Consider the following 21002-nt stretch of genomic DNA (forward strand, 5'->3'; position numbering starts at 1 on the left):
TAAGATGGCGGAAATCAAACCTGCTGAAATTTCAGCAATATTAAGAAAGCAAGTAGAAGGTTTTGAATCTGGCGCAACGCTAGAGGAAGTAGGAACCGTACTTCAAGTTGGAGATGGTATTGCTCGTGTTTACGGGCTTTCTAATGTTCAATACGGTGAGTTAGTAGAATTCGACAATGGCTTAGAAGCGATTGTATTGAATCTTGAAGAAGACAATGTTGGTGTGGTACTTTTAGGACCATCAACAGGAATCAAAGAAGGTTCTACTGCTAAAAGAACACAACGTATCGCTTCTCTTAAAGTAGGTGAGCAAATGGTAGGACGTGTAGTAAACACTCTTGGTTTTCCAATTGATGGAAAAGGACCAATTGGTGGAGACTTATACGAAATGCCTTTGGAAAGAAAAGCTCCTGGAGTTATCTTCCGTCAGCCAGTTACTGAGCCATTACAAACAGGAGTAAAAGCAGTTGATGCTATGATCCCAGTTGGTAGAGGTCAACGTGAGCTAGTTATTGGTGACCGTCAAACAGGTAAATCAACTGTTTGTATCGATACTATCTTAAATCAAAAAGAATTTTATGATGCAGGAAAACCTGTATTCTGTATCTATGTTGCAATTGGACAAAAAGCGTCAACTGTAGCAGGAATTGCAAAAATGTTAGAAGAAAAAGGAGCAATGGCATATACCGTTATTGTTGCTGCTAATGCTTCTGATCCAGCTCCAATGCAAGTGTACGCTCCTTTCGCAGGTGCTGCAATTGGAGAATACTTTAGAGATTCAGGTCGTCCAGCTTTAATTGTTTATGATGATTTATCTAAACAAGCAGTTGCTTACCGTGAGGTTTCTCTTTTATTAAGAAGACCACCGGGACGTGAGGCATATCCTGGAGACGTTTTTTACTTACACAGTCGTTTATTAGAGCGTGCTTGTAAAGTAATTGCTGATGATGGAATTGCAAAAAATATGAACGATTTACCAGATTCATTGAAATCTATCGTTAAAGGTGGTGGTTCATTGACTGCTCTACCAATTATCGAAACTCAAGCTGGTGACGTTTCTGCATATATCCCAACAAACGTAATTTCGATTACAGATGGTCAAATTTTCCTTGATGGAGATTTGTTTAACTCTGGAGTTCGTCCGGCAATTAACGTAGGTATCTCGGTATCTCGTGTTGGAGGAAATGCTCAAATTAAATCAATGAAAAAAGTAGCAGGTACTTTGAAACTAGATCAAGCACAATTCCGTGAATTGGAAGCGTTTGCTAAATTTGGTTCAGACTTAGATGCAGTTACTTTAAACGTAATTGAAAAAGGTAGAAGAAACGTTGAAATCTTGAAACAAGGGTTGAATGATCCTTATACTGTTGAAGACCAAGTGGCAATTATCTATGCTGGTTCTAAAAACTTATTGAGAAATGTTCCTGTAAATAAAGTAAAAGAATTTGAGAAAGATTTCTTAGAATTCTTGAACACTAAACACAGAGCAACTCTTGATGCTTTAAAAGCAGGGAAGTTAACAGACGAAATTACTGATGTAATTCAATCTGTAGCTAAAGAAGTTTCAGCAAAATATAACTAGAAGTTATTTTAAGTTTTGAATTTTAAATTATGAAAAGTCAGTCTTTTTGTAATTTAAAATTTAAAATTTATAATTCAAAATAGAAAAAAATAAATGGCAAATTTAAAGGAAATCCGTAATAGAATTACTTCCGTTTCATCCACGATGCAAATTACATCAGCGATGAAAATGGTTTCTGCAGCAAAGCTAAAGAAAGCACAAGATGCAATTACAGCAATGCGCCCTTATGCCGAAAAATTAACGGAATTATTACAAAACCTTTCTGCTACACTTGAAGGTGATGCAGGAGGAGAGTTTACTACACAACGTGAAGTAAAAAAAGTATTACTAGTTGCAATTACTTCTAATAGAGGTTTATGTGGTGCATTTAATACAAACGTAATTAAAGGTGCTAAAAGTCGTGCTGATTACTATGAAGGTAAACAAGTGGATATTTTTGCTATTGGTAAAAAAGGGAATGATGTATTAACTAAGACAAATTCAGTTATCGCTAACGAAAGTGCAGTATATGACAACTTGACTTTTGATAATGTAGCTGCAATTGCAGAAACATTAACTCAAAAATTTGTTTCAGGTGAATATGATAAAATCGAATTGATTTACAATCAGTTTAAAAATGCTGCAACTCAAATCGTTCAAACTGAACAATTTTTACCGTTAGCACCAATTAAATCTGATTTAACAGTTTCAACAGGAGATTATATCTTTGAACCTTCAAAAGAAGAAATTGTATTGACATTGATTCCTAAATCATTGAAAACACAATTGTACAAGGGAATTCGTGATTCATTTGCTTCTGAGCATGGAGCGCGTATGACTGCGATGCACAAAGCAACTGATAATGCAACTGAATTGAGAAATCAATTGAAATTAACATACAATAAAGCGCGTCAAGCTGCTATTACTAATGAGATCCTAGAGATTGTTGGTGGGGCAGAAGCATTGAAAGGATAATAAAAAATTATTTTCATATTTTATAAATTGGAATAATTAAAAAAACAGGATAGTTTTCTATCATAAAAACAAAAAAGAGCCGATATTTTTCGGTTCTTTTTTGTTTGTTATCTTTTGGTTAATTCAAGTATATATACCTATTATTATTTATAAATAAAAAGCTACATTTGACCAACTCAAATAATTTTTTTATAATAATATTAGCTATGGATAATTTTCTAATTCAGTTATCTGAAAATATTTTATTAAAAGCACGGTTAGGTGAAGACACTTCGATGTTAAGAAGAGAACTTCATTATTTAAAAGATAAAAAATTAGAGTCTTTTTTATACAATGATGAGTTAAAAAGTATTTTCTGGTGCAATATTTATAATGGTTTTGTTTTAATTATGGCAAAAGAAAATTCAAAGACAATTTCTATTTTTAAATATAAAAGAATTAAAATAGCTCATAGCATTCTTTCCTTAGATGATATTGAATATAAAATTTTAAGAATGAATAATTATAAACCGTTGCATAAATATATTTATTATTTGTTTAGTCCAAGATTTATTAAAAATGCAGCAATAAAAAAGGGTGATTCTAAATTCATATCTAGTTTAGACCGTACCCCTTTATATACTTCTCATTCTGTTAATTGATTTATATAGGTTTTCATTTAGATAAATGTATTTGGTAATTTCTAAAAAGATTTTTATCTGTAAATTTTAACCCATATTGATAATTGCCAATTCTTTGTTTTTGATTAATTTTAACCCACAATTAATCAAAATTATTATACCTTGAATACTAAAGAACTTACTTCTATAGAAGAAATGCTTGCTCAAATTGAAATTGTAAAGCATTTATACCCAACTTTCACTTTAGATAAATACGAATCTTATCTTAAAGAAATGATTCCGCATAATTACAAGCAACTAGCCATTTTTGAAAATGATATTTGTGTCGCTCTTACGGGTTTTTGGACTGGGTTTAAATTATGGTCTGGAAAATATATTGAAATAGACAATTTTATTGTTCATCCAGAACATCGTTCTAAAGGTTTAGGAAAAATGTTGACCGATTACATTGATGTCAAAGCCAAGAAAGAAGGATGCACGATGATAGTTTTGGACGCTTTTACGGGAAACTTTACTGCTCACCGTTTTTACTACAATCAAGGGTATGTACCAAAAGGATTTCATTTTTTGAAAATATTAAATGAAGATGGACTTTCTTAAATAGTATCTAATGAAAGAATTTCAATCGTTTATTTTAATTTTTTTGATTACTTTAAGTTTTTCTTCTTGCGTGAGTATTAAAAAGGACCAAATGGATTTTCTAAATAATATTGATTTGGTTTATTTCCAAAAAAATACAGACATATCTAACCAATCAAATTCAATAATTGATTTTCATATTCTATTCAAGGAGCCCATTTCTCAAAAAATCCTATTGTAAAAAATCTATTTTAGAAATTAAGAATCTATGATTGTGTTTGTAAATAATAAGGAATATATTGCTCCGTTTTCTAAACGAATAACACAGCAAGATTTAGTTTTAGATAATGATAGTAAATTAGAATATGGAAATGAAGCACCCGTAATTACTAAACCAAAATTCATATTAAGTCCCAATGATGCCGTTTTGGAATATAAAATGAAAAACAAAACTTATTTTTTTAAAATCATTAATCTAAAAGAAAGACAATGATTAACAAAGCTTCGGTGATTAAACCAAAGAATTAGTTATTTTTGTTTTTTAAAATTAATAGACACACCACATTTTGGGATTATATAAAAATCTTTTTAAACAAACGGCTATTTACGGACTCGCGACAGTTTTACCGCGAATGTTTAGCTTTTTGCTAGTGCCACTTTATACCGATTTGCTGCCTAAAGCAGAATATGGAAAAGTCTCCATCATTTTTGCTTGGATGATTTTCTTTAATGTTATTTTAGCTTACGGGATGGAAACTGCTTTTTTTAGGTTTTATAACAATGAAAGCAATAAAAAATCAGTGCTAGAAACATCAATGGTTTCTATCTTTTGGACTACTATTTCTTTCTTGTTTATTGCGTTATTATCTAGGAATACATTGGCAGCTTGGTCAGGTATTGATTCACAGTATATTGGATATACCATTTGGATTTTAGCTTTAGATGCTTTGGTAATTATTCCTTTTTCTAAATTAAGGGCTTTTCAAAAACCAATGGTTTATGCGGTTATAAAAATTGGTAATGTACTTGTAAACCTTATTTTGAGTGTCTTTTTTCTACTTTATATGCCTAAGGTAGTCGCTTTAAATCCTCATGGATTTTTAAGCTCTTTGTATGTGGAAAATTTCCAAATAGGCTATATTTTCTTGGCAAACATTATTGCTAGTTTATTAACTTTTGTAGCATTATCTCCAGATTATGTTTTTCTAAAATGGAAATTCGATTTGGATTTATGGAAACGCATGATGCGCTATGCATTGCCTATAATGGTAGCTGGAATTGCATTTGCAATCAATGAACAGTTTGATAAAATTCTTTTAGGACGATTGTTACCAGACAATATTGCTGAAGCCGAAGTAGGAGTTTATTCAGCCTGCTATAAACTAGGTTTATTCATGGTTTTATATAGAACCGCTTATACTTTAGGAATAGAGCCGTTCTTTTTTAGTCATGCTTCTGATAAAAATGCACCACAAACCTATGCAATGGTTACAAAATATTTTGTCATTTTTGGATCGTTCATCTTGCTATCGGTAATCGTTTTTGCCGATTTATTCAAAATGCTTATGATTCGTGATGAATCGTATTGGGTAGCCATGAAAGTCGTGCCCTTAATCATATTGGCCAATTTCTTTTTGGGGATTTACACTAATCTTTCTGTTTGGTATAAATTGATTGACAAAACGTATATTGGTGCTTACATTTCCATTGTAGGAGCTGTGATAACATTAGTACTTAACTTTTTATTGATTCCTACAATGAGTTATTACGGATCAGCAATTGCAACAATAGCCGCCTATGGAAGTATGATGTTTATTTCCTATTACTTGGGTAATAAATATTATCCAATTCCGTACGATTTAAAGAAAATAGGAGGCTATCTGTCATTATCGATATTCTTTTCGGCAATATCGTTTTATGGATTCAGGGAGAATTACTTTGTAGGGATCTTATTATTGATTGTATTCCTCTATTTTATATATCACAACGAAAAAGAAACCCTTTTAAAAATCATAAAACGTAAAAGTAGCTAGTATTTCCTTACTGGTTTTTTGGAGCTATTTCCTGCTGTCCGCTATATCTTTTCTTTCCTGAAAAGTCAAGAAAAGGATGTCACTTCCATCAGGGCTAGAAATCCTGCTAACAATTCAAACAAATTAAAATGAAAATAAACATCATCAATAAATCACAACATGCCCTGCCTAACTATGAAACCATAGCTTCAGCAGGAATGGATTTAAGAGCTAATTTAATAGAATCAATAACATTACAGCCCTTAGAAAGAACTATTGTTAAAACAGGGCTTTTTATGGAGTTACCCATAGGGTATGAGGCTCAAGTAAGACCAAGAAGTGGTTTGGCTTTCAAGAACGGTATTACAGTATTGAATTCGCCTGGAACAGTTGATGCCGATTATCGTGGTGAAATTGGTGTGATTTTAGTAAATTTATCCAATCAGGCATTTGTTATCCAAAATGGGGAACGCATCGCGCAATTAATCATTGCAAAACACGAACGGGCTGACTGGATTGAAGTTGAAGAGTTGTCAGAGACTTCTAGAGGAGCGGGTGGTTTTGGTAGTACAGGTGTAAAATAAAATTTATTAATTCAAAGATTGTTATATTTAAAAATTCGAATAGAATTCTTTAATCGTTCAATCATTTAATCTTTCAATATCATTAAAATGAAAATAATAGTGCCAATGGCAGGACGTGGTTCACGTCTTCGTCCACATACAGTTACCGTTCCTAAGCCATTAATCCCTGTTGCTGGAAAACCTATTGTCCATCGATTGGTAGAAGATATTGCTAAAATATTAAAAGAACCAATTGAAGAGATTGCTTTTATTCTAGGCGACGAAGCTTTTTTTGGGGATGATGTAGTAAAAAGTTTAGAAGAATTGGCTCAAAGTTTAGGTGCAAGAGCCTCTATTTATCGTCAGGACTTACCTCTAGGAACTGGACATGCTATTATGTGTGCCAAAGAATCCTTGTCAGGACCAGCAGTAATTGCTTATGCAGATACATTGATTAGAGCCGATTTTGATTTAGATCCTTCAGCTGATGCTGTTATTTGGGTAAAACAAGTAGACCAGCCTGAAGCTTTTGGAGTGGTGAAGCTGAACGCTAACAATGAAATCACAGAATTAGTGGAAAAACCAGCTGAATTTGTAAGTGATTTGGCGGTTATTGGGATATACTATTTCAAAGAAGTAGGTAATTTAAAAAAAGAACTTCAAAACGTATTAGACAACAACATTCAAAACGGTGGAGAATACCAGATTAATGACGGAATCAAAGCGATGATGGCTAAGGGTAACGTTTTTAAAACGGGTAGTGTAGATGAATGGATGGATTGCGGGAATAAAAACGTAACTGTAGAAACCAATACTAGAATGCTGGGCTTCTTGCATAATGACGGAATTCATCTGGTGGATTATGATGTTAAGTTAGAAAATTCGACTATTATCCCGCCCTGTTTCATTGGTGAAGATGTTGTTTTAGTAAATGCAACTGTTGGGCCTAACGTGTCTCTTGGCAAAGGAAGTCATGTAGTCGATAGTGCTATAAAAAACAGTTTGATTCAAACTCATGTACACATCAAAAATGCTAATTTAGATAATGCCATGATTGGAAATCATGTTGTTTTTGATGGTAATTTTACCAGTATCAGCATTGGTGATTATTCTGTTTTGGAATAATTTTTTCTAGTTTTAGAAATTACTTTTTATTATGAAAAGATCAGCTTTAGTACTATTGTTTTTTGTTTTGCTTGGCAATCCTGCTTTGGTATTGGCACAAACAGAACCAGAACAGATAAAGCTAGATAATAATAAATTTCAAGATTTGTTTTATGAGTCGTTAAAACAAAAAGCAATAGAAAATTATGATAAAGCAATAGTAGCTTTGGAACAATGCTTAAAAATAGATTCTCAAAACGCAACTATACATTTTGAATTAGGTAAAAACTATTTGGCATTAAAGGATTATAAAAACGCCTATACTTATTTTGAGCAGGCGAGTAAAATAGATCCAACTAACAAATGGTTCTGGATAGGAATGTATGATGTTAATTATGCAACCAAAGATTATGAGCGTGCTATTTACACAATCAATAAACTGATTCCATTTGATCCAAAGTTTAAAGAAGATTTAACTTCGCTTTACATGAATACGGGGCAGTTTGACAAAGCATTAGCACTTATCAATGAACTTAATGAAACTACAGGTAAAACTGATAGACGAGAATCCTATAAAATTCAGATTTTATCTCAGGGAAAATTCCAAAATACAGAAATAGTAAATTTATTAGAGCAGATAAAAAAGTATCCAAAAGAAGAGTCAAATTATATTTCACTTATTTATTTGTATTCTAAAAACAATGAAATAGATAAAGTCCTTGAAACGGCACGAAAATTGGAGAGTGAAATTCCAACATCCGAATGGGCTCAGGTAAGTTTGTTTAAGTTTCATCTGGATAATAATGACGGAGACAAAGCAGTTAAAGCGATGAACATTGTTTTGGCTAGTGCCAAAATTGATTCAAAAATAAAACACCGGGTACTAAATGAATTCTTGATTTTTACAAATGCAAATCCACAATATAACTCCGACTTAGAAAAAGCGATTGGTTATTTTGATTCTGATCCTGAAGTGAATGTGGCAAAGGAAATAGGGAAGTTTTATCATGCTAAAAAACAATGGGATAAAGCCATTGTGTACTATGATAAAGCGATTAAAAAAACGGCGGATGTAGATGTTGAAACAAATTTACTTTTGCTTCAAGCGTATATTGAAACCAAACAATTTGATCTAGCAGCAAAAAAAGCCATGGATATGGTAGATGTTTTCCCTACACAGCCACAGTTTTATTATTATGCTGGCTTAGGATACAATCAATTGGTTCAGTTTAAAAAAGCCAAAGAAATTCTCGAAATGGGGTTGGATTATTTGGTTGAAGATGTTGCTTTAGAAATAAACTTCAATATTCAATTGGGAGAAGCTTACAATGGCTTGGGAGATAATAAGAAAAAAGAGTTCTATTTTTCAAAAGCCAATCAATTATTAAAACAATAAAAATCGAATGAAAAAAATACTCGCTATTCTGTCAATCCTTGTATTGATTTCTTGTAAGTCAAAAGCCGTGGCTACATCCGCTACTGTTCCTGTTGATTACTTAGCCGCAAAAAAAATTATAGCAAGTCACTATAACAATAAAAGTGATTTTTCTACATTATATATTAAAGCAAATGCGAGGTATAGTGATGATAAACAATCACAAAATGTTACTGCTGAAATTAGAATTAAGAAGGGCGAACAAATTCTAATAAGCATCCGTTTTTTAGGTATTACAATGGCTAAAGCTTCTATAACGCCTACATCTGTGAGTTATTACGAAAAAATTAAAGGAACCTATTTTGAAGGAGACTTTAGTTCGTTAAGCCAATGGTTAGGTACTGATTTGGACTATAATAAAATTCAAAATATGTTGTTGGGAGAAGCTTTAGATGATTTAAAGAAGGGAAAATATACAGAGTCATTAGTGGAGCAATTGTATCGATTGGATGATTTATCGAATGAAAATACAAAAAAGACATTTTATATCAATTCAAATGATTTTAGCGTTAATAAACAAGAAATAACACAAGTGGCCGAGGGTAGGATGATTCAAGTAGCCTACGTTGACATTAAAGAATACAAAGAGGCCTTGATGCCTACAAACGTGCTTATAAATGCCTATCAAGCCAAAGGAAAAACGGAAATTAATTTAGACTATAAAACAATTTCATTCAATGAAGAACTTTCTTTTCCATATAGTGTCCCAAATGGGTACAATAGAATTATAATTAAGTAAATTTGCAAAAAATATATTTTTAAGATGCCAAAATTTCTCCTTAGCTTAATTTTTTTATGCATGACTTCAGTTATATGGAGTCAGTCTTCCCAACAAGAAAAATTAGAACAACGTAAAGCCCAAATCCAACAGGAAATAAGGGATAACGAAAAGTTATTGCAGTCCGTGAAGTCCAAGGAAAAATCGGCGATGAATGTATTTACGATTCAGAAAAATAAAATTAGACTGAAAGAAATATTGATAAATACTACAGAGAAACAAACCAAACTTTTGGCAAATGATATGTATGTTAATCAGGTTAAGATCAATAAGCTTAATAAAGAATTGATGATTCTTAAAGAAGATTATGCTAAGATGATCTTGAAATCGTATAAAAGCCGATCGGAGCAAAGTAGAGCAATGTTTATTCTGTCGTCTGAGAATTTTTTACAAGCGTATAAAAGAGCACAATATTTAAAACAATATACCAATTTTAGAAAGGCACAAGGAGAAGAAATATTTTCTAAGTCGACTCAACTAATTGATTATAATAAAAAGTTGAATGTTCAAAAAGTGGCTAAACAAAAACTAATCGTTGAAAACGAAAAAGAAAAAAAAGGATTAGTAAAAGAAAAAGAAGAACAGGAAAAACTAGTAAATTCAATTAAAAAAGACAAGAATAGAATTGTTTCGGATATTAGAAAAAAACAAAGAGAGTCCAAAACGATTGACAAACAAATAGACCGTTTAATTCGCGAAGCTATTGCTGAGGCCAATAGAAAAGCAGCGATAGAGAGAGCTAAAGCCAAGGCACTAGCATTAGCAAATAGCGCGAAGTCTACAACAAAAGGGGATACTAAAGAAGCCGTACGAGAAGCTGCGAAAGAAGCTGCAAAAGAATCCGTTTCTTCGTCCAGAATTGAATTGACACCAGAGTCAAAAATAATAGCTGATAATTTTAGAGCTAATAGAGGGAATTTACCTTGGCCAGTAGAAAAAGGGTTTATATCGTTGGGTTACGGAGATCAAGCGCATCCTATTTATAATACATTAGTGATTCATAATAGCGGTGTAGAAATAACAACTAGTGAAGGGGCATCTGCAAGAGCAGTTTTTGGTGGTGAAGTAGCAAGTGTAATGGTTTTATCACCTGTTAATAAAGCCGTGATGATACAACATGGAGATTACTTTACTATTTATCAAAATTTAAGTTCAGTATCCGTAAGTAAAGGAGATCAAATAAGTATAAAACAAACGATTGGTAGAGTAAGAACAAATGGTGATACAGGTAAAACAGTAATTAAATTCTTGCTTTTACAAAATACAACGTATACGGATCCGAAAGGATGGTTATCAAATAAATAATATTTTATAATATAAAAAAAGGAGGGATCAAGCTTTGATTCCTCCTTTTTTGGTATAAATACCTTTTATTGTTGTTGTTGTTGTTGTTGTTGTTGTTGTTGTTGTTGTTGTTGTTGTTGTTGTTGTTGTTGTTGAAGTTGTTGTTTCTCAATGTGATTTAGTTGTTCTTGAAGCTCTGCAGATACTTCATGTAGTAGTACATCATTCACTTCTTCAAAATGCCTGCCGTCTTCATAGCCGATTGAAACTGAAACCGACAGTGTTTGTCTTGCAAGACCTTTAAATGTTCCTTTTACAAGGGTGCAATCATTGAAATTCCTCCCTGTTGAAAGTTTGACATGATTGTCCATTGTCCAAATGTCATTAGTAGGATCTAATCCTAACCAACCTTGATTAGGAGAATATATTTCTACCCAAGCATGTGTAGCGCCTTCTCCGCGCAGTTCATTTTTATTGGAACAAATATATCCACTCACATACCTTGAAGGAATTCCCGCGCTACGTAATAGTTGCAATAATAAAATGGCAAAATCTTGACATACTCCTTTTTTAATTTCCAATATTTCATCTATTGTAGTTTCTATATTGGTAATCCCTTTTGTATAAGTGAAATTTGTAAAAACATAGTGATTACATTGTTGGGCAATTTCAATTATGGATTTGTTTTTATAATCGATTTCATCTAATATAGCATCAATTTCGTTTTGTTTGTTGATGATTTCTGGGTAACAAAGTCGAAGTAAAAGGATGCTTTTTTCTTTTTCCTTTTCTAAATCTTTTACCGTCGTATCATCGATTTCTGGAATTTTAAGAGAATGATTGACACGTACCAACATTCTAGTTTCTATGGTTGTTTCAGAATGGGAATGTAAAATATTAAAATTCCCCACTCTATTTCCATAGTAGTCCTCTGAAAGTGCTACCTCAGGTTTTTGAGATATCATTAGCTGATATTGTAACACATCTTGGTTGTCAAAATTATGAGGAAATAAACGAATCTCGTTTATACTTTCCTTAATAGGCCAATTGTATTGGTATTTTGTGGTGTGTACTATTTTATAAATCGCCATTGGTTGTTAGGTATAAGAAAAAAATAATTTAGAAAAATCTTTCGAAAATTGCATCAATTGTTTTTTTGTATTGTGAAGTACTTCCTCTAATTGTTGGTTATCTAAATTTTGATAATCGGTAAATTCAATATAACTTTTGAGTCTTCCAAATTGATTTTGTAACACTCGTCCTTCGTTTAAATAATTTTGTTTCAATAGGCTTTCTAAATATATTTCGATGTACTCTAAAGTATAATAAACAGAATGGGCAAAATCTTTATTAAAAATCACATGTTGAATTACTTTCTGGTTGTGAGGAATATTACTATAACTCTTCATATACATTTCATAACCTGAAAGAGATAACAGTAGTTTTCTCCAGTACAGTAAATCTTCATTTCCATCTACGTTATAATTGATAGGAGCATAATAAGCCTGAGTCATTGAAATGGTTTGTAAACAACGCTCAATATGTTTGCCTATGCTTGAAAAGCACCATCCTAATCCTCTTGGCATGGTAACTTGAATGATACCATTATAAAGCAAAAAGTTTTTATTTAATTTGGCCAATACATCTAGTGCTTTGGCTGTTTCTAGTTTTTTAGGCAAGTCTGGAGAATTAATATAAAGGTACATGGAGTTAATATGTTCCCATAATTCTTTTGTTATCTTATCTTGAGAACCTCTTGCATTTTCACGTGCCTTAGTAATGAGGTTTTTAACCGAGTTGTGATTATTTTCATCACAAATAATATATTTTAGAACAAAATTAGTATCAAACTGAACTTCTCTAATTTTATCATTTGACAATATGGTGTAGTATTCTAATAAAGGTTTGTAACCTTGATAATCATTAGTTTCTTTGTCAAAAGATAAAGCATAAAGAGTGTTAAGGGTGAGCAACATTCCATCTGTTCTTTCCATATATCTGTTAAGCCAATACATTCCATCAGCAACACGGCTTAGCATATTTACTTCCATAGTGTGTGTTTTTTTAAGTTCGTAAACAATTGCTTTTATTTTATGATCCAAGTGTCTTTACTACCACCTCCTTGCGAGGAATTTACGACTAAGGATCCTTCGGTAAGTGCAACTCTTGTTAGCCCTCCAGGTACTATTTTAACTCCGTTTGGGCCACATAATGCATAAGGCCTTAGGTCAACGTGTCTCAGTTTAAGTTCTCCGTCGATAAAACAAGGAACGGTGCTTAGCTGGATAATGGGTTGTGCTATGAAATTTCTAGGATTATCAATAATTGCAATTTTGGCGGCTTCAAGTTCTGCTTCGGTCGCTTTATTCCCCATGATCATTCCGTAACCACCACTCTGGTTCGTTTCTTTAACCACCATGTTTTCCATATTAGCAAATACAAGTTCTCTTTCTTCCTTATTACCCATTTGATAAGTAGGTACATTTTTTAAGATAGGTTCCTCGTTTAGGTAGTATTTTATCATATCTGGAACATAGGCATAGACGGCTTTATCATCAGCGACTCCATTTCCTACCGCATTTACCAAAGCAACGTTTCCTAATTTATAAGCGCTTATCAATCCAGGAACACCAAGTGTGCTGTCTGGTTTAAAAACAAGGGGGTCTAAATACTCGTCGTCTAATCGTCTGTAAATTACATCCACTTGTTGAAGACCGGAAGTTGTTTTCATATAGACTTTGTTGTTATTCACAACTAAATCTCTTCCTTCAACTAATGGTACTCCCATTTGTCTCGCGAGGAAAGTATGTTCGTAGTAAGCGGAATTATAAACTCCTGGAGTGAGCAAAACTACATTTGGGTTTGATATATTTCTTGGAGAAAGAGATATTAAAATATTATGAAAAATCATAGGGTAATTGACCACCATGCTAACATCATTGTTGCTGAACATTTCAGGAAACACTCTTTTGGTTATTTCTCTGTTTTCCATCATGTAACTCACACCACTAGGGCATCTTAGATTGTCTTCTAAGACATAAAATTCTCCATCGGCTCCTCTAATTAAATCAATACCCGCAATATGTACGTGGATATTATGGGGTAGTTTTATTCCGTGTACTTCTTGAATATAATGAGGGCATGAAGCAATTAATGCAGCAGGAATAATGCCTTCTTTTATAATAAGTTGTTCGTTGTAAATATCTTCCAAAAATAAATTAAGAGCTTTTAGCCTTTGCGCTATCCCTGTTTCTACTTCTATCCAATCTTTCTGGGTAATTATTCTAGGAATAATATCAAATGGGAAAATTCTTTCAATTCCCTGATCGTCATCGCTATAAACCGTGAATGTTATCCCTTGGTTCATGAAAATATCTGAAGCCTGTTTTTGTTTTTCATTTAGTTGCGCAATACTTAAACTTTCCAATGTTTGTAGTACTTGGCGGTATGAGTCTCTAACACCTTCTTTTGAGAACATTTCATCCCATCCATTTGAATTTAAACTAGGTGTTAATTTTATCATATATTATCGTTATTAAAAAATTAAACAAATGCTATTTATGGTGTGGAAAACACAATTTTTTCTCTAAAATAACTATTTTATTTGTTAAAAACACGATTTTATTAATTATTCAATAATAAATATACTATTCCTTTTTTAATATCAATTTTTTGAATGATTTATTTTTATTCTATGTTTTATTGATAATTCAGTACTGTTTATAGTACCAGTATTATAAACTATCTCCCTTTAAATCATCGTGATTTGGGTCTTTTTATGAAGAATTAGAGCACGGAAAACAGCACAAGTCATTACTAAGATGTTAAATCTAGTTTTTGACATATGCTGTTTTTAAAATGAAGTCTTCTTAAAAAGGATAGTAGGAATGTAAATCAGGGCTTGTTAAAACTAGATTCTATTGCTTTTAGCATTCCATCTGCTGTCCAAGTACCGGAAACTATTATCCTTCTTATGGTATAAAGAGGATCGTTTGAGTCTCTTTTTGTAGATAAAATAAAAGCCATTTGATATCCACTTTTTTTGATTTCTGGGATAACAGAGGGATTCCAAAGCCCAAAAGGATAGGCAAAGTACGTTACTGGTTTTCCAATGATTTCTTCCAGTTTAGTTTTTGGTTTATTAAGCTGAATATTCCAGTCATCCCCACTATACTTAGTTACCATATGATGGTCCCAAGTATGTGCTGCAATTACATTACCAGAGTCTGATAAGTCTTTAATTTGTTCTTTACTTAAATATTTTGGTCGATTAATAGAGACGGTCATCACAAAAAACACCCCTTTAAAACCGTATTTTTTCATTTCTGCTGCACCTATAGTGTATTGTTCTTCTCTTGTATCATCAAAAGTAATCATCACGGGTTTGTCCGGTAGCGGACCGTCATGAACGAGATATTCATACAATTGATTGGGTAATATGGTATGATAACCTGCATCAGCCAAAGCTTTCATTTGGGCTGAAAAAACAGCTGGTTTAACGGTATACGTTTTTATATCTCCACTAGCTGTATTACTAAATTCCCGAATGTTATGGTAGCATAATATAGGGACTTCCTTTTTTGCAAGAATAGTGGTGGCATTAGCCGTTTCTTTTTTTGGTGCCTTTTCCGGACTAGCAATTGAAACTTGGGTAGTTTCTTTTTTATAGGTTTCTTTCTGCTCCGTTTTAGATTGGCATCCTATCAAAATGGTAAAGCAGCTTATAACTACTAATATACTCTTTTTCATAGTTCTATTAATTATTGGTATTGAATGTAAAGTGGTTTTGGAGTAAATTTTAACAACTCTTCAGGAGTGTACATTTTCCAATCGTTCCAATTGTCATTTTTATAAAACAATTTAAATCCTGTAAATTGAACAGGTTCTCTATAGATATAAGTAAGGTAAGTGGATCTTTTAAGTACTTTGCTACCAAAACCATCCATATCCATTACTACCTGTACTTCAGGAACTGTTTTTATTTTTTTATAATTAGTGACCATTCCTTGTGTAAAGCGATGTACGATTAACACCTTTGGAGTCAATTTATTTTTTTTGACCAAATTAGCAAGGATATCAATGGCGTCATTAATATCATCTGCGGTAAACGTTCCTATTTTTGAGCCAGGGATTTCTCCGTTTTTCAAAGAAAATTCAGGGTCAATTCCAAGGTGAACATTTGGTAATGCAAGATATTGCTCTAATTGAGTCACTTCAGTTTTAACGTTGCTATGTCCTACTTGAATATCTAAAAAAACTAAAGCATTTATAGGTTTTGCCCAACTTAAAATAGTGTCAATTTGCTTAAAAGGCATTCTCATGCGGTGCATACTTTCTTTCCCAGGTGAGCCTTGAGCAGTAACTGCAATATAATGCAAAGCAGGAATTGTTTTAACTGTAGGGTCAGCTGCTGCCCATTTGGCCACTTCTCCTTGTAATTGCTTAAGCATTTGTTCTTTTGGGATTTCTCCAAGTATCCCCATTCTTTTGGAATACAAATTTCCATAAAAAGCAATAATCCTATTGTATGGTAGTAATGCTCCGGGCAAAGGATAAGGTGTTTTTACAGGCCATCTTCCTGTAGTGTCATTATTGCTAATCGCTAGCATTCTTTTGTTATAATCTAAGGTATCTATAGTAGAAACTATTTTTTTCTTTACAGAATCTGTAACGACTTTAGTAGTTTGTTTTTCAATTATTTTTTCGTCCGCGGCTTTACCTTGATTGCAACTAGAAAAGACAATCAAAATAGAAATAGAAAGTGATAGGATAACGGAATTTTTCATAAAAATAAATTAGATGTTTACACAAAGGTAAGTCTATTTATATGCTATTTGTTATGTTTATATGGTATGATTTTATAATATAATCATTAAGAAAGAATTTTTTTTAGCAGCTGTTTTTTTAGCAAAAAATCAGCTACATTTTTTTAACTCTCCTTTTGTTTTTGAATGTTTTTTAGTTGTATTATCCTTATCTATAGTATTTCTATATTGGTTTTGATTTTACTGCCAATTATTATATGAAATTCCAAGACGTGCTACTTTAGTTGTTTAAAAAAAGGAAACTGTTTTCTCCTGTAAATACCATCTTAAAATTAAATAGCTGTAATTTTGAAAAATAATTTAAGAGAAACATTTTGAAAACATATTTAGATATTGAAAACTGGCCTAGAAAAGAGCATTTTAATTTTTTTAGAAAATTTGAAGAACCTTTTTTTGGTGTAACCGTAGAAATTGATTGTACTAAAGCCTATCAAACTTCAAAAAAACTGGGAAGCACTTTTTTTATTTATTACCTCTACAAAACGTTAGTGGCAGTGAATACAATTGAACCTTTTAGGTACCGAATTTCAGAGGATAAGATTATTATTTATGATAAAATTGACGGTTCAGCAACGATAGGAAGAACAGATGGTTCTTTTGGTTTTTCATGGATAGAATATGATGCTGATTTTGAAATTTTTACCGCCAATGCGGTATTAGAAATAGAACGGGTTCAAAATGCACCAGGCCTTTTTACTCGTGCTTTTGATACGGATAATGTAATTCATTTTTCTGCAATTCCATGGATTAATTTCACATCCCTTTCGCATGCCCGCAGTTATACTTTTCCCGATAGTTGCCCAAAAATTTCATTTGGAAAAATGAGTACTAATGAAGCTGGAAAAAAAACGATGTCAATGTCAATACATGTTCATCATGGATTAATGGATGGTTTGCATGTTGGACAATTTGTAGACTGTTTTCAAGAGTTAATGAATCAATAGTCTTTTCTTTTTTGTAACTTTATAGAAAACATTTAGTTATGCTATCAAAAAATATTGAATCCGCACTGAACGATCAGGTTCGTATTGAAGCTGAATCTTCGCAAACCTACCTTTCAATGGCTTCATGGGCAGAAACTCATGGACTAGAAGGGATTTCTAAATTTATGTATGCACAATCAGATGAGGAACGCGTACATATGTTGAAGTTAATTAAATTTATCAACGAACGTGGTGGACATGCTCAAGTAACCCAACTAAAGGCTCCCAAAACAACCTATCTCACTTTTCAGGAAATGTTTGAAGAGTTGTATAAACACGAAGTTTTCGTTTCGGAATCGATTAATGAATTGGTTCATATTGCTCTTTCCGAAAAAGACTATGCGACTCATAACTTCTTACAGTGGTATGTTGCTGAACAAATAGAAGAAGAAGCGCAAGCTAAAAACATATTAGATAAAATACATTTGATAGGAGATGACAAGGGAGGTTTGTATTTGTTTGATAGAGATATCCAACAATTAACGGTAAATAGTGTGACTTCAGGTCATTCGAAGTAAGAGACTCTTGATTTCTGAATTATAATTGCTTTCTTAATTTTAACTCTTTACAAATTGAGTAAAAAGGATAAAAATAAAGCCAAAAAAAAGGAGAAAAAAAAACTCCTTAAAAAAGATAAGTCTGATAAAGGGTTAAAGAAAAAGTGTTGTGAGAACTACAAAGACGGAGAAGATAAGCGATGTAAACGTTGCCCTAGATTTGATCAACGATAAGTAAGAACTATTTTAGTTTAAATAAAAAAACCATCGACTAGTATCGATGGTTTTTGTGTTTATTGACTTGTTAAAAAATAGTTCTTAAATAAAATTACTTTCCTAATAAAAGGAGTTCCGTTACCACTACCTCGGTTACATAGCGTTTTTCCCCATTTTTATCATCATAGCTTCTGTGGGTTAATTTTCCTTCAACAGCAATTTCCTTCCCTTTAGTTACGTATTTTTCAATTATTTCGGCCGTTTTCCCCCAAGCTATTAGTCTATGCCATTGGGTTTCCTCTACTTTTTCTCCCTTGTCATTTTTATAGGACTCATTTGTTGCTAATGTAAAATTGGCTAGTTTTTTTCCTCCGTCAAAATTTTTGATTTCGGGGTCGTTTCCTAGGTGTCCGATTAACTGTACTTTGTTTCTTAATGCATTCATGGCGTGTAAATTTTAAATGTTATTGTTAAGTGTAAAAATCGTGCCGATGTTTGTTTGTTTCGACATGGCAAAGATTCGACAATAACTAAAACTTATTCGGTTAGTATTCAATTACTTTCGGTTGTAAATATTTGTAAACGTTTGTAAACGGATAATAAATTCCTTATATTTGTCAAAAAATATTTACATATGCCAAGTACAATACAGTCTATTGAATTAAGAAATTTAAAAATAGAGGATTATAAAGAATTAAAAAAATCAATGATTGAGTCGTATCCAGAAATGGCGGAATCATTTTGGAAAGAAGAACAATTAGAGACCTTATTAAAAATATTTCCAGAAGGACAATTGGTAATTGTTGTTGATGGAATTGTAGTTGGCTCTGCATTATCTATTTTAGTTACAGAAGATTTTGCATTCAAGACTAGAACGTACAAAAATATTACAGGTAATTATACTTTTTCAACTCATAACCCTTTAGGAGAAGTTATTTATGGTATTGATGTTTTTATCAATCCTAAATACCGCGGACTTCGATTAGGAAGACGTTTGTATGATGTTAGAAAAGAATTGTGTGAACAATTAAACTTAAAATCAATCATTTTTGCAGGTAGAATTCCATCTTACGGAAAATATAAGGATGAAATTACTCCAAAAGTATATATTGAAAAAGTAAAGAAAAAAGAAATATACGATCCTGTTTTATCATTTCAATTAAGTAATGATTTCCATGAAGTTCGTGTGCTTAAGAATTATTTAGAAGGAGATACGGAATCTCTTGAGTATGCTGTTCTGTTAGAATGGAACAATATTTATTATGATGACAGTCCAAAGTTAATTAACACAACCAAAAGTGTGGTGAGACTTGGATTAATCCAATGGCAAATGCGTTCATTAGCTAATCTAGATGCGCTTTTTGAACAAGCTGAATTTTTTATTGATACCGTTTCGGGTTATGGAAGTGATTTTGCTTTATTTCCAGAGTTTTTTACTGCGCCCTTAATGGCTGACTTCAACCATTTGTCAGAAGCCGAAGCGATTCGTGAACTTGCAAAACATACGGATGCAGTAAAATTAAAATTTCAAGAATTTGCGATTTCCTATAATATCAATATTATCACGGGTAGTATGCCTTTCATAGAGAACGAACATGTTTATAATGTTGGTTTTTTATGCAAACGTGATGGTACAAACGAAATGTATCGCAAAATACACATTACCCCAAATGAAATTTTCCACTGGGGAATTACAGGAGGAGACACGATACAAACCTTTGATACTGATTGTGGAAAAATAGGAATTGTCATTTGTTATGATGTAGAGTTCCCAGAACTTTCTAGGTTAATGGCTGATGAAGGAATGAATATTTTATTTGTCCCTTTCCTTACTGACACCCAAAATGGATATACACGAGTAAAACACTGTGCACAAGCAAGAGCAATTGAAAATGAATGTTATGTTGCCATTGCAGGTTGTGTAGGTAATTTGCCTAAAGTGAATAATATGGATATTCAATACGCCCAAGCAGCTGTATTTACTCCTTCCGACTTTGCGTTTCCAAGTAATGGAGTAAAAGCGGAAGCAACACCAAATACGGAGATGACTTTAATTGTGGATGTTGACATTAATCTTTTAAGAGAACTACACGAACATGGAAGTGTAAAAATCATGAAGGATAGAAGACACGATTTATATAGTTTGAAAAAAATATAATAAATGAAAAATTGTTTAGAATGTGGTGAGAAAATTGTAGGGCGGGAAGATAAAAAATTCTGCAGTGATGGTTGTCGCAATGCCTATAATAATAAAATAAATAAAGACAACAATAATTTCATGCGTAATATTAATAATAAATTGCGCAAAAATTATCGCATCCTACTAGAACTTAATCCCGATGGAAAGTCAAAAACAACCCGAGCCAAATTACTTAGTAAGGGGTTTGATTTTGAATTTTTCACTAACATATTGAAAACAAAAACAGGAAATACCTACTATTTCTTGTATGATCAAGGCTATATGCTTTTGGACAATGATTTCTATATGTTAGTTAAAAAAGATATTTAATACCACAACACCCCAAATCCCCCAAGTATGAAAAAAGGTTTTTCCTCCCTATTTTACATTT

The 21002-nt window shown here is 32.4% G+C and carries 21 protein-coding genes; 15 read left to right on the forward strand and 6 right to left on the reverse strand.

Going from position 1 to position 21002, the window contains the following annotated elements:
* Positions 1-4: 4 nt before the first annotated feature.
* From atpA to AB3G36_RS04390, 11 genes are all read left to right on the forward strand, one after another.
* A complete protein-coding gene (gene atpA / locus AB3G36_RS04340; RefSeq protein ID WP_367756367.1) occupies positions 5-1582 on the forward strand; it encodes a F0F1 ATP synthase subunit alpha in 1578 nt (525 codons plus the stop codon).
* 93 nt (positions 1583-1675) lie between these two features.
* Positions 1676-2536, forward strand: a complete 861-nt coding sequence (gene atpG, locus AB3G36_RS04345; RefSeq protein ID WP_367756369.1) for an ATP synthase F1 subunit gamma — start codon at positions 1676-1678, stop codon at positions 2534-2536.
* Positions 2537-2742: 206 nt separating this feature from the next.
* Positions 2743-3177, forward strand: coding sequence for a DUF547 domain-containing protein (locus tag AB3G36_RS04350; RefSeq protein WP_367756371.1), 435 nt, complete (start codon positions 2743-2745; stop codon positions 3175-3177).
* 174 nt (positions 3178-3351) lie between these two features.
* On the forward strand, positions 3352-3756 hold the full coding sequence (locus AB3G36_RS04355; RefSeq protein ID WP_367757884.1) for a GNAT family N-acetyltransferase: 405 nt from the start codon (positions 3352-3354) through the stop codon (positions 3754-3756).
* Between the two features lie 247 nt (positions 3757-4003).
* The gene (locus tag AB3G36_RS04360) at positions 4004-4228 is read left to right on the forward strand and encodes a hypothetical protein (protein ID WP_367756373.1); all 225 of its coding nucleotides are present in this window, start codon (positions 4004-4006) and stop codon (positions 4226-4228) included.
* 73 nt (positions 4229-4301) lie between these two features.
* Entirely contained in the window at positions 4302-5768 is a 1467-nt protein-coding gene (locus AB3G36_RS04365; RefSeq protein WP_367756375.1) for a lipopolysaccharide biosynthesis protein, read from the forward strand.
* A 128-nt stretch (positions 5769-5896) separates the two neighbouring features.
* Positions 5897-6331 (forward strand): dUTP diphosphatase, encoded by a 435-nt coding sequence (gene dut / locus AB3G36_RS04370; RefSeq protein WP_367756377.1) that lies wholly within the window; start codon positions 5897-5899, stop codon positions 6329-6331.
* Positions 6332-6418: 87 nt separating this feature from the next.
* Entirely contained in the window at positions 6419-7435 is a 1017-nt protein-coding gene (locus AB3G36_RS04375) for a sugar phosphate nucleotidyltransferase (RefSeq protein WP_367756379.1), read from the forward strand.
* A 31-nt stretch (positions 7436-7466) separates the two neighbouring features.
* The gene (locus AB3G36_RS04380; RefSeq protein ID WP_367756381.1) at positions 7467-8810 is read left to right on the forward strand and encodes a tetratricopeptide repeat protein; all 1344 of its coding nucleotides are present in this window, start codon (positions 7467-7469) and stop codon (positions 8808-8810) included.
* Between the two features lie 7 nt (positions 8811-8817).
* Positions 8818-9588, forward strand: coding sequence for a DUF4292 domain-containing protein (locus tag AB3G36_RS04385; RefSeq protein WP_367756383.1), 771 nt, complete (start codon positions 8818-8820; stop codon positions 9586-9588).
* A 60-nt stretch (positions 9589-9648) separates the two neighbouring features.
* Positions 9649-10932 (forward strand): murein hydrolase activator EnvC, encoded by a 1284-nt coding sequence (locus AB3G36_RS04390; RefSeq protein ID WP_367756385.1) that lies wholly within the window; start codon positions 9649-9651, stop codon positions 10930-10932.
* A 65-nt stretch (positions 10933-10997) separates the two neighbouring features.
* On the opposite strand, the gene AB3G36_RS04395 is transcribed toward AB3G36_RS04390, so the two are convergent.
* The 5 genes from AB3G36_RS04395 to AB3G36_RS04415 form a co-directional block, all read right to left on the reverse strand.
* Entirely contained in the window at positions 10998-12002 is a 1005-nt protein-coding gene (locus tag AB3G36_RS04395; protein ID WP_367756387.1) for a transglutaminase domain-containing protein, read from the reverse strand.
* A gap of 6 nt (positions 12003-12008) precedes the next feature.
* The gene (locus AB3G36_RS04400; RefSeq protein ID WP_367756389.1) at positions 12009-12962 is read right to left on the reverse strand and encodes an alpha-E domain-containing protein; all 954 of its coding nucleotides are present in this window, start codon (positions 12960-12962) and stop codon (positions 12009-12011) included.
* 35 nt (positions 12963-12997) lie between these two features.
* Positions 12998-14434 carry a circularly permuted type 2 ATP-grasp protein gene (locus tag AB3G36_RS04405; RefSeq protein WP_367756393.1) on the reverse strand — a complete coding sequence of 479 codons (1437 nt, stop codon included), beginning with the start codon at positions 14432-14434 and terminating at the stop codon, positions 12998-13000.
* A gap of 371 nt (positions 14435-14805) precedes the next feature.
* The gene (locus AB3G36_RS04410) at positions 14806-15660 is read right to left on the reverse strand and encodes a polysaccharide deacetylase family protein (RefSeq protein WP_367756395.1); all 855 of its coding nucleotides are present in this window, start codon (positions 15658-15660) and stop codon (positions 14806-14808) included.
* 11 nt (positions 15661-15671) lie between these two features.
* The gene (locus AB3G36_RS04415; protein ID WP_367756397.1) at positions 15672-16697 is read right to left on the reverse strand and encodes a hypothetical protein; all 1026 of its coding nucleotides are present in this window, start codon (positions 16695-16697) and stop codon (positions 15672-15674) included.
* A 353-nt stretch (positions 16698-17050) separates the two neighbouring features.
* Here AB3G36_RS04415 and AB3G36_RS04420 point away from each other — a divergent pair, with 353 nt between their 5' ends.
* Together AB3G36_RS04420 and AB3G36_RS04425 are read left to right on the forward strand one after the other, a co-directional pair.
* Positions 17051-17680 carry a CatA-like O-acetyltransferase gene (locus tag AB3G36_RS04420; protein WP_367756398.1) on the forward strand — a complete coding sequence of 210 codons (630 nt, stop codon included), beginning with the start codon at positions 17051-17053 and terminating at the stop codon, positions 17678-17680.
* 38 nt (positions 17681-17718) lie between these two features.
* On the forward strand, positions 17719-18237 hold the full coding sequence (locus tag AB3G36_RS04425) for a ferritin (RefSeq protein ID WP_367756400.1): 519 nt from the start codon (positions 17719-17721) through the stop codon (positions 18235-18237).
* A 307-nt stretch (positions 18238-18544) separates the two neighbouring features.
* On the opposite strand, the gene AB3G36_RS04430 is transcribed toward AB3G36_RS04425, so the two are convergent.
* Positions 18545-18877, reverse strand: coding sequence for a single-stranded DNA-binding protein (locus AB3G36_RS04430; protein ID WP_367756402.1), 333 nt, complete (start codon positions 18875-18877; stop codon positions 18545-18547).
* 189 nt (positions 18878-19066) lie between these two features.
* Between AB3G36_RS04430 and AB3G36_RS04435 the strand changes: the two genes are divergently transcribed.
* Positions 19067-20590, forward strand: a complete 1524-nt coding sequence (locus AB3G36_RS04435) for a carbon-nitrogen hydrolase family protein (RefSeq protein ID WP_367756404.1) — start codon at positions 19067-19069, stop codon at positions 20588-20590.
* A 3-nt stretch (positions 20591-20593) separates the two neighbouring features.
* On the forward strand, positions 20594-20941 hold the full coding sequence (locus AB3G36_RS04440; protein ID WP_367756406.1) for a hypothetical protein: 348 nt from the start codon (positions 20594-20596) through the stop codon (positions 20939-20941).
* Positions 20942-21002 lie beyond the last annotated feature (61 nt).

Origin of the sequence: Flavobacterium sp. WC2430, assembly GCF_040822075.1 — a bacterium.
In the GTDB taxonomy this organism is placed as follows: domain Bacteria; phylum Bacteroidota; class Bacteroidia; order Flavobacteriales; family Flavobacteriaceae; genus Flavobacterium.

Coding starts and splice junctions, on each gene's coding strand:
- AB3G36_RS04435 (WP_367756404.1), top strand. CDS start 19,067: ATGCCAAGTACAATACAGTCTATTGAATTAAGAAATTTAAAAATAGAG.
- AB3G36_RS04355 (WP_367757884.1), top strand. CDS start 3,352: ATGCTTGCTCAAATTGAAATTGTAAAGCATTTATACCCAACTTTCACT.
- AB3G36_RS04350 (WP_367756371.1), top strand. CDS start 2,743: ATGGATAATTTTCTAATTCAGTTATCTGAAAATATTTTATTAAAAGCA.
- AB3G36_RS04395 (WP_367756387.1), bottom strand. CDS start 12,002: ATGGCGATTTATAAAATAGTACACACCACAAAATACCAATACAATTGG.
- AB3G36_RS04405 (WP_367756393.1), bottom strand. CDS start 14,434: ATGATAAAATTAACACCTAGTTTAAATTCAAATGGATGGGATGAAATG.
- AB3G36_RS04430 (WP_367756402.1), bottom strand. CDS start 18,877: ATGAATGCATTAAGAAACAAAGTACAGTTAATCGGACACCTAGGAAAC.
- AB3G36_RS04415 (WP_367756397.1), bottom strand. CDS start 16,697: ATGAAAAATTCCGTTATCCTATCACTTTCTATTTCTATTTTGATTGTC.
- AB3G36_RS04375 (WP_367756379.1), top strand. CDS start 6,419: ATGAAAATAATAGTGCCAATGGCAGGACGTGGTTCACGTCTTCGTCCA.
- atpG (WP_367756369.1), top strand. CDS start 1,676: ATGGCAAATTTAAAGGAAATCCGTAATAGAATTACTTCCGTTTCATCC.
- AB3G36_RS04440 (WP_367756406.1), top strand. CDS start 20,594: ATGAAAAATTGTTTAGAATGTGGTGAGAAAATTGTAGGGCGGGAAGAT.
- AB3G36_RS04410 (WP_367756395.1), bottom strand. CDS start 15,660: ATGAAAAAGAGTATATTAGTAGTTATAAGCTGCTTTACCATTTTGATA.
- AB3G36_RS04380 (WP_367756381.1), top strand. CDS start 7,467: ATGAAAAGATCAGCTTTAGTACTATTGTTTTTTGTTTTGCTTGGCAAT.
- AB3G36_RS04425 (WP_367756400.1), top strand. CDS start 17,719: ATGCTATCAAAAAATATTGAATCCGCACTGAACGATCAGGTTCGTATT.
- AB3G36_RS04400 (WP_367756389.1), bottom strand. CDS start 12,962: ATGGAAGTAAATATGCTAAGCCGTGTTGCTGATGGAATGTATTGGCTT.
- AB3G36_RS04385 (WP_367756383.1), top strand. CDS start 8,818: ATGAAAAAAATACTCGCTATTCTGTCAATCCTTGTATTGATTTCTTGT.
- atpA (WP_367756367.1), top strand. CDS start 5: ATGGCGGAAATCAAACCTGCTGAAATTTCAGCAATATTAAGAAAGCAA.
- AB3G36_RS04360 (WP_367756373.1), top strand. CDS start 4,004: ATGATTGTGTTTGTAAATAATAAGGAATATATTGCTCCGTTTTCTAAA.
- dut (WP_367756377.1), top strand. CDS start 5,897: ATGAAAATAAACATCATCAATAAATCACAACATGCCCTGCCTAACTAT.
- AB3G36_RS04390 (WP_367756385.1), top strand. CDS start 9,649: ATGACTTCAGTTATATGGAGTCAGTCTTCCCAACAAGAAAAATTAGAA.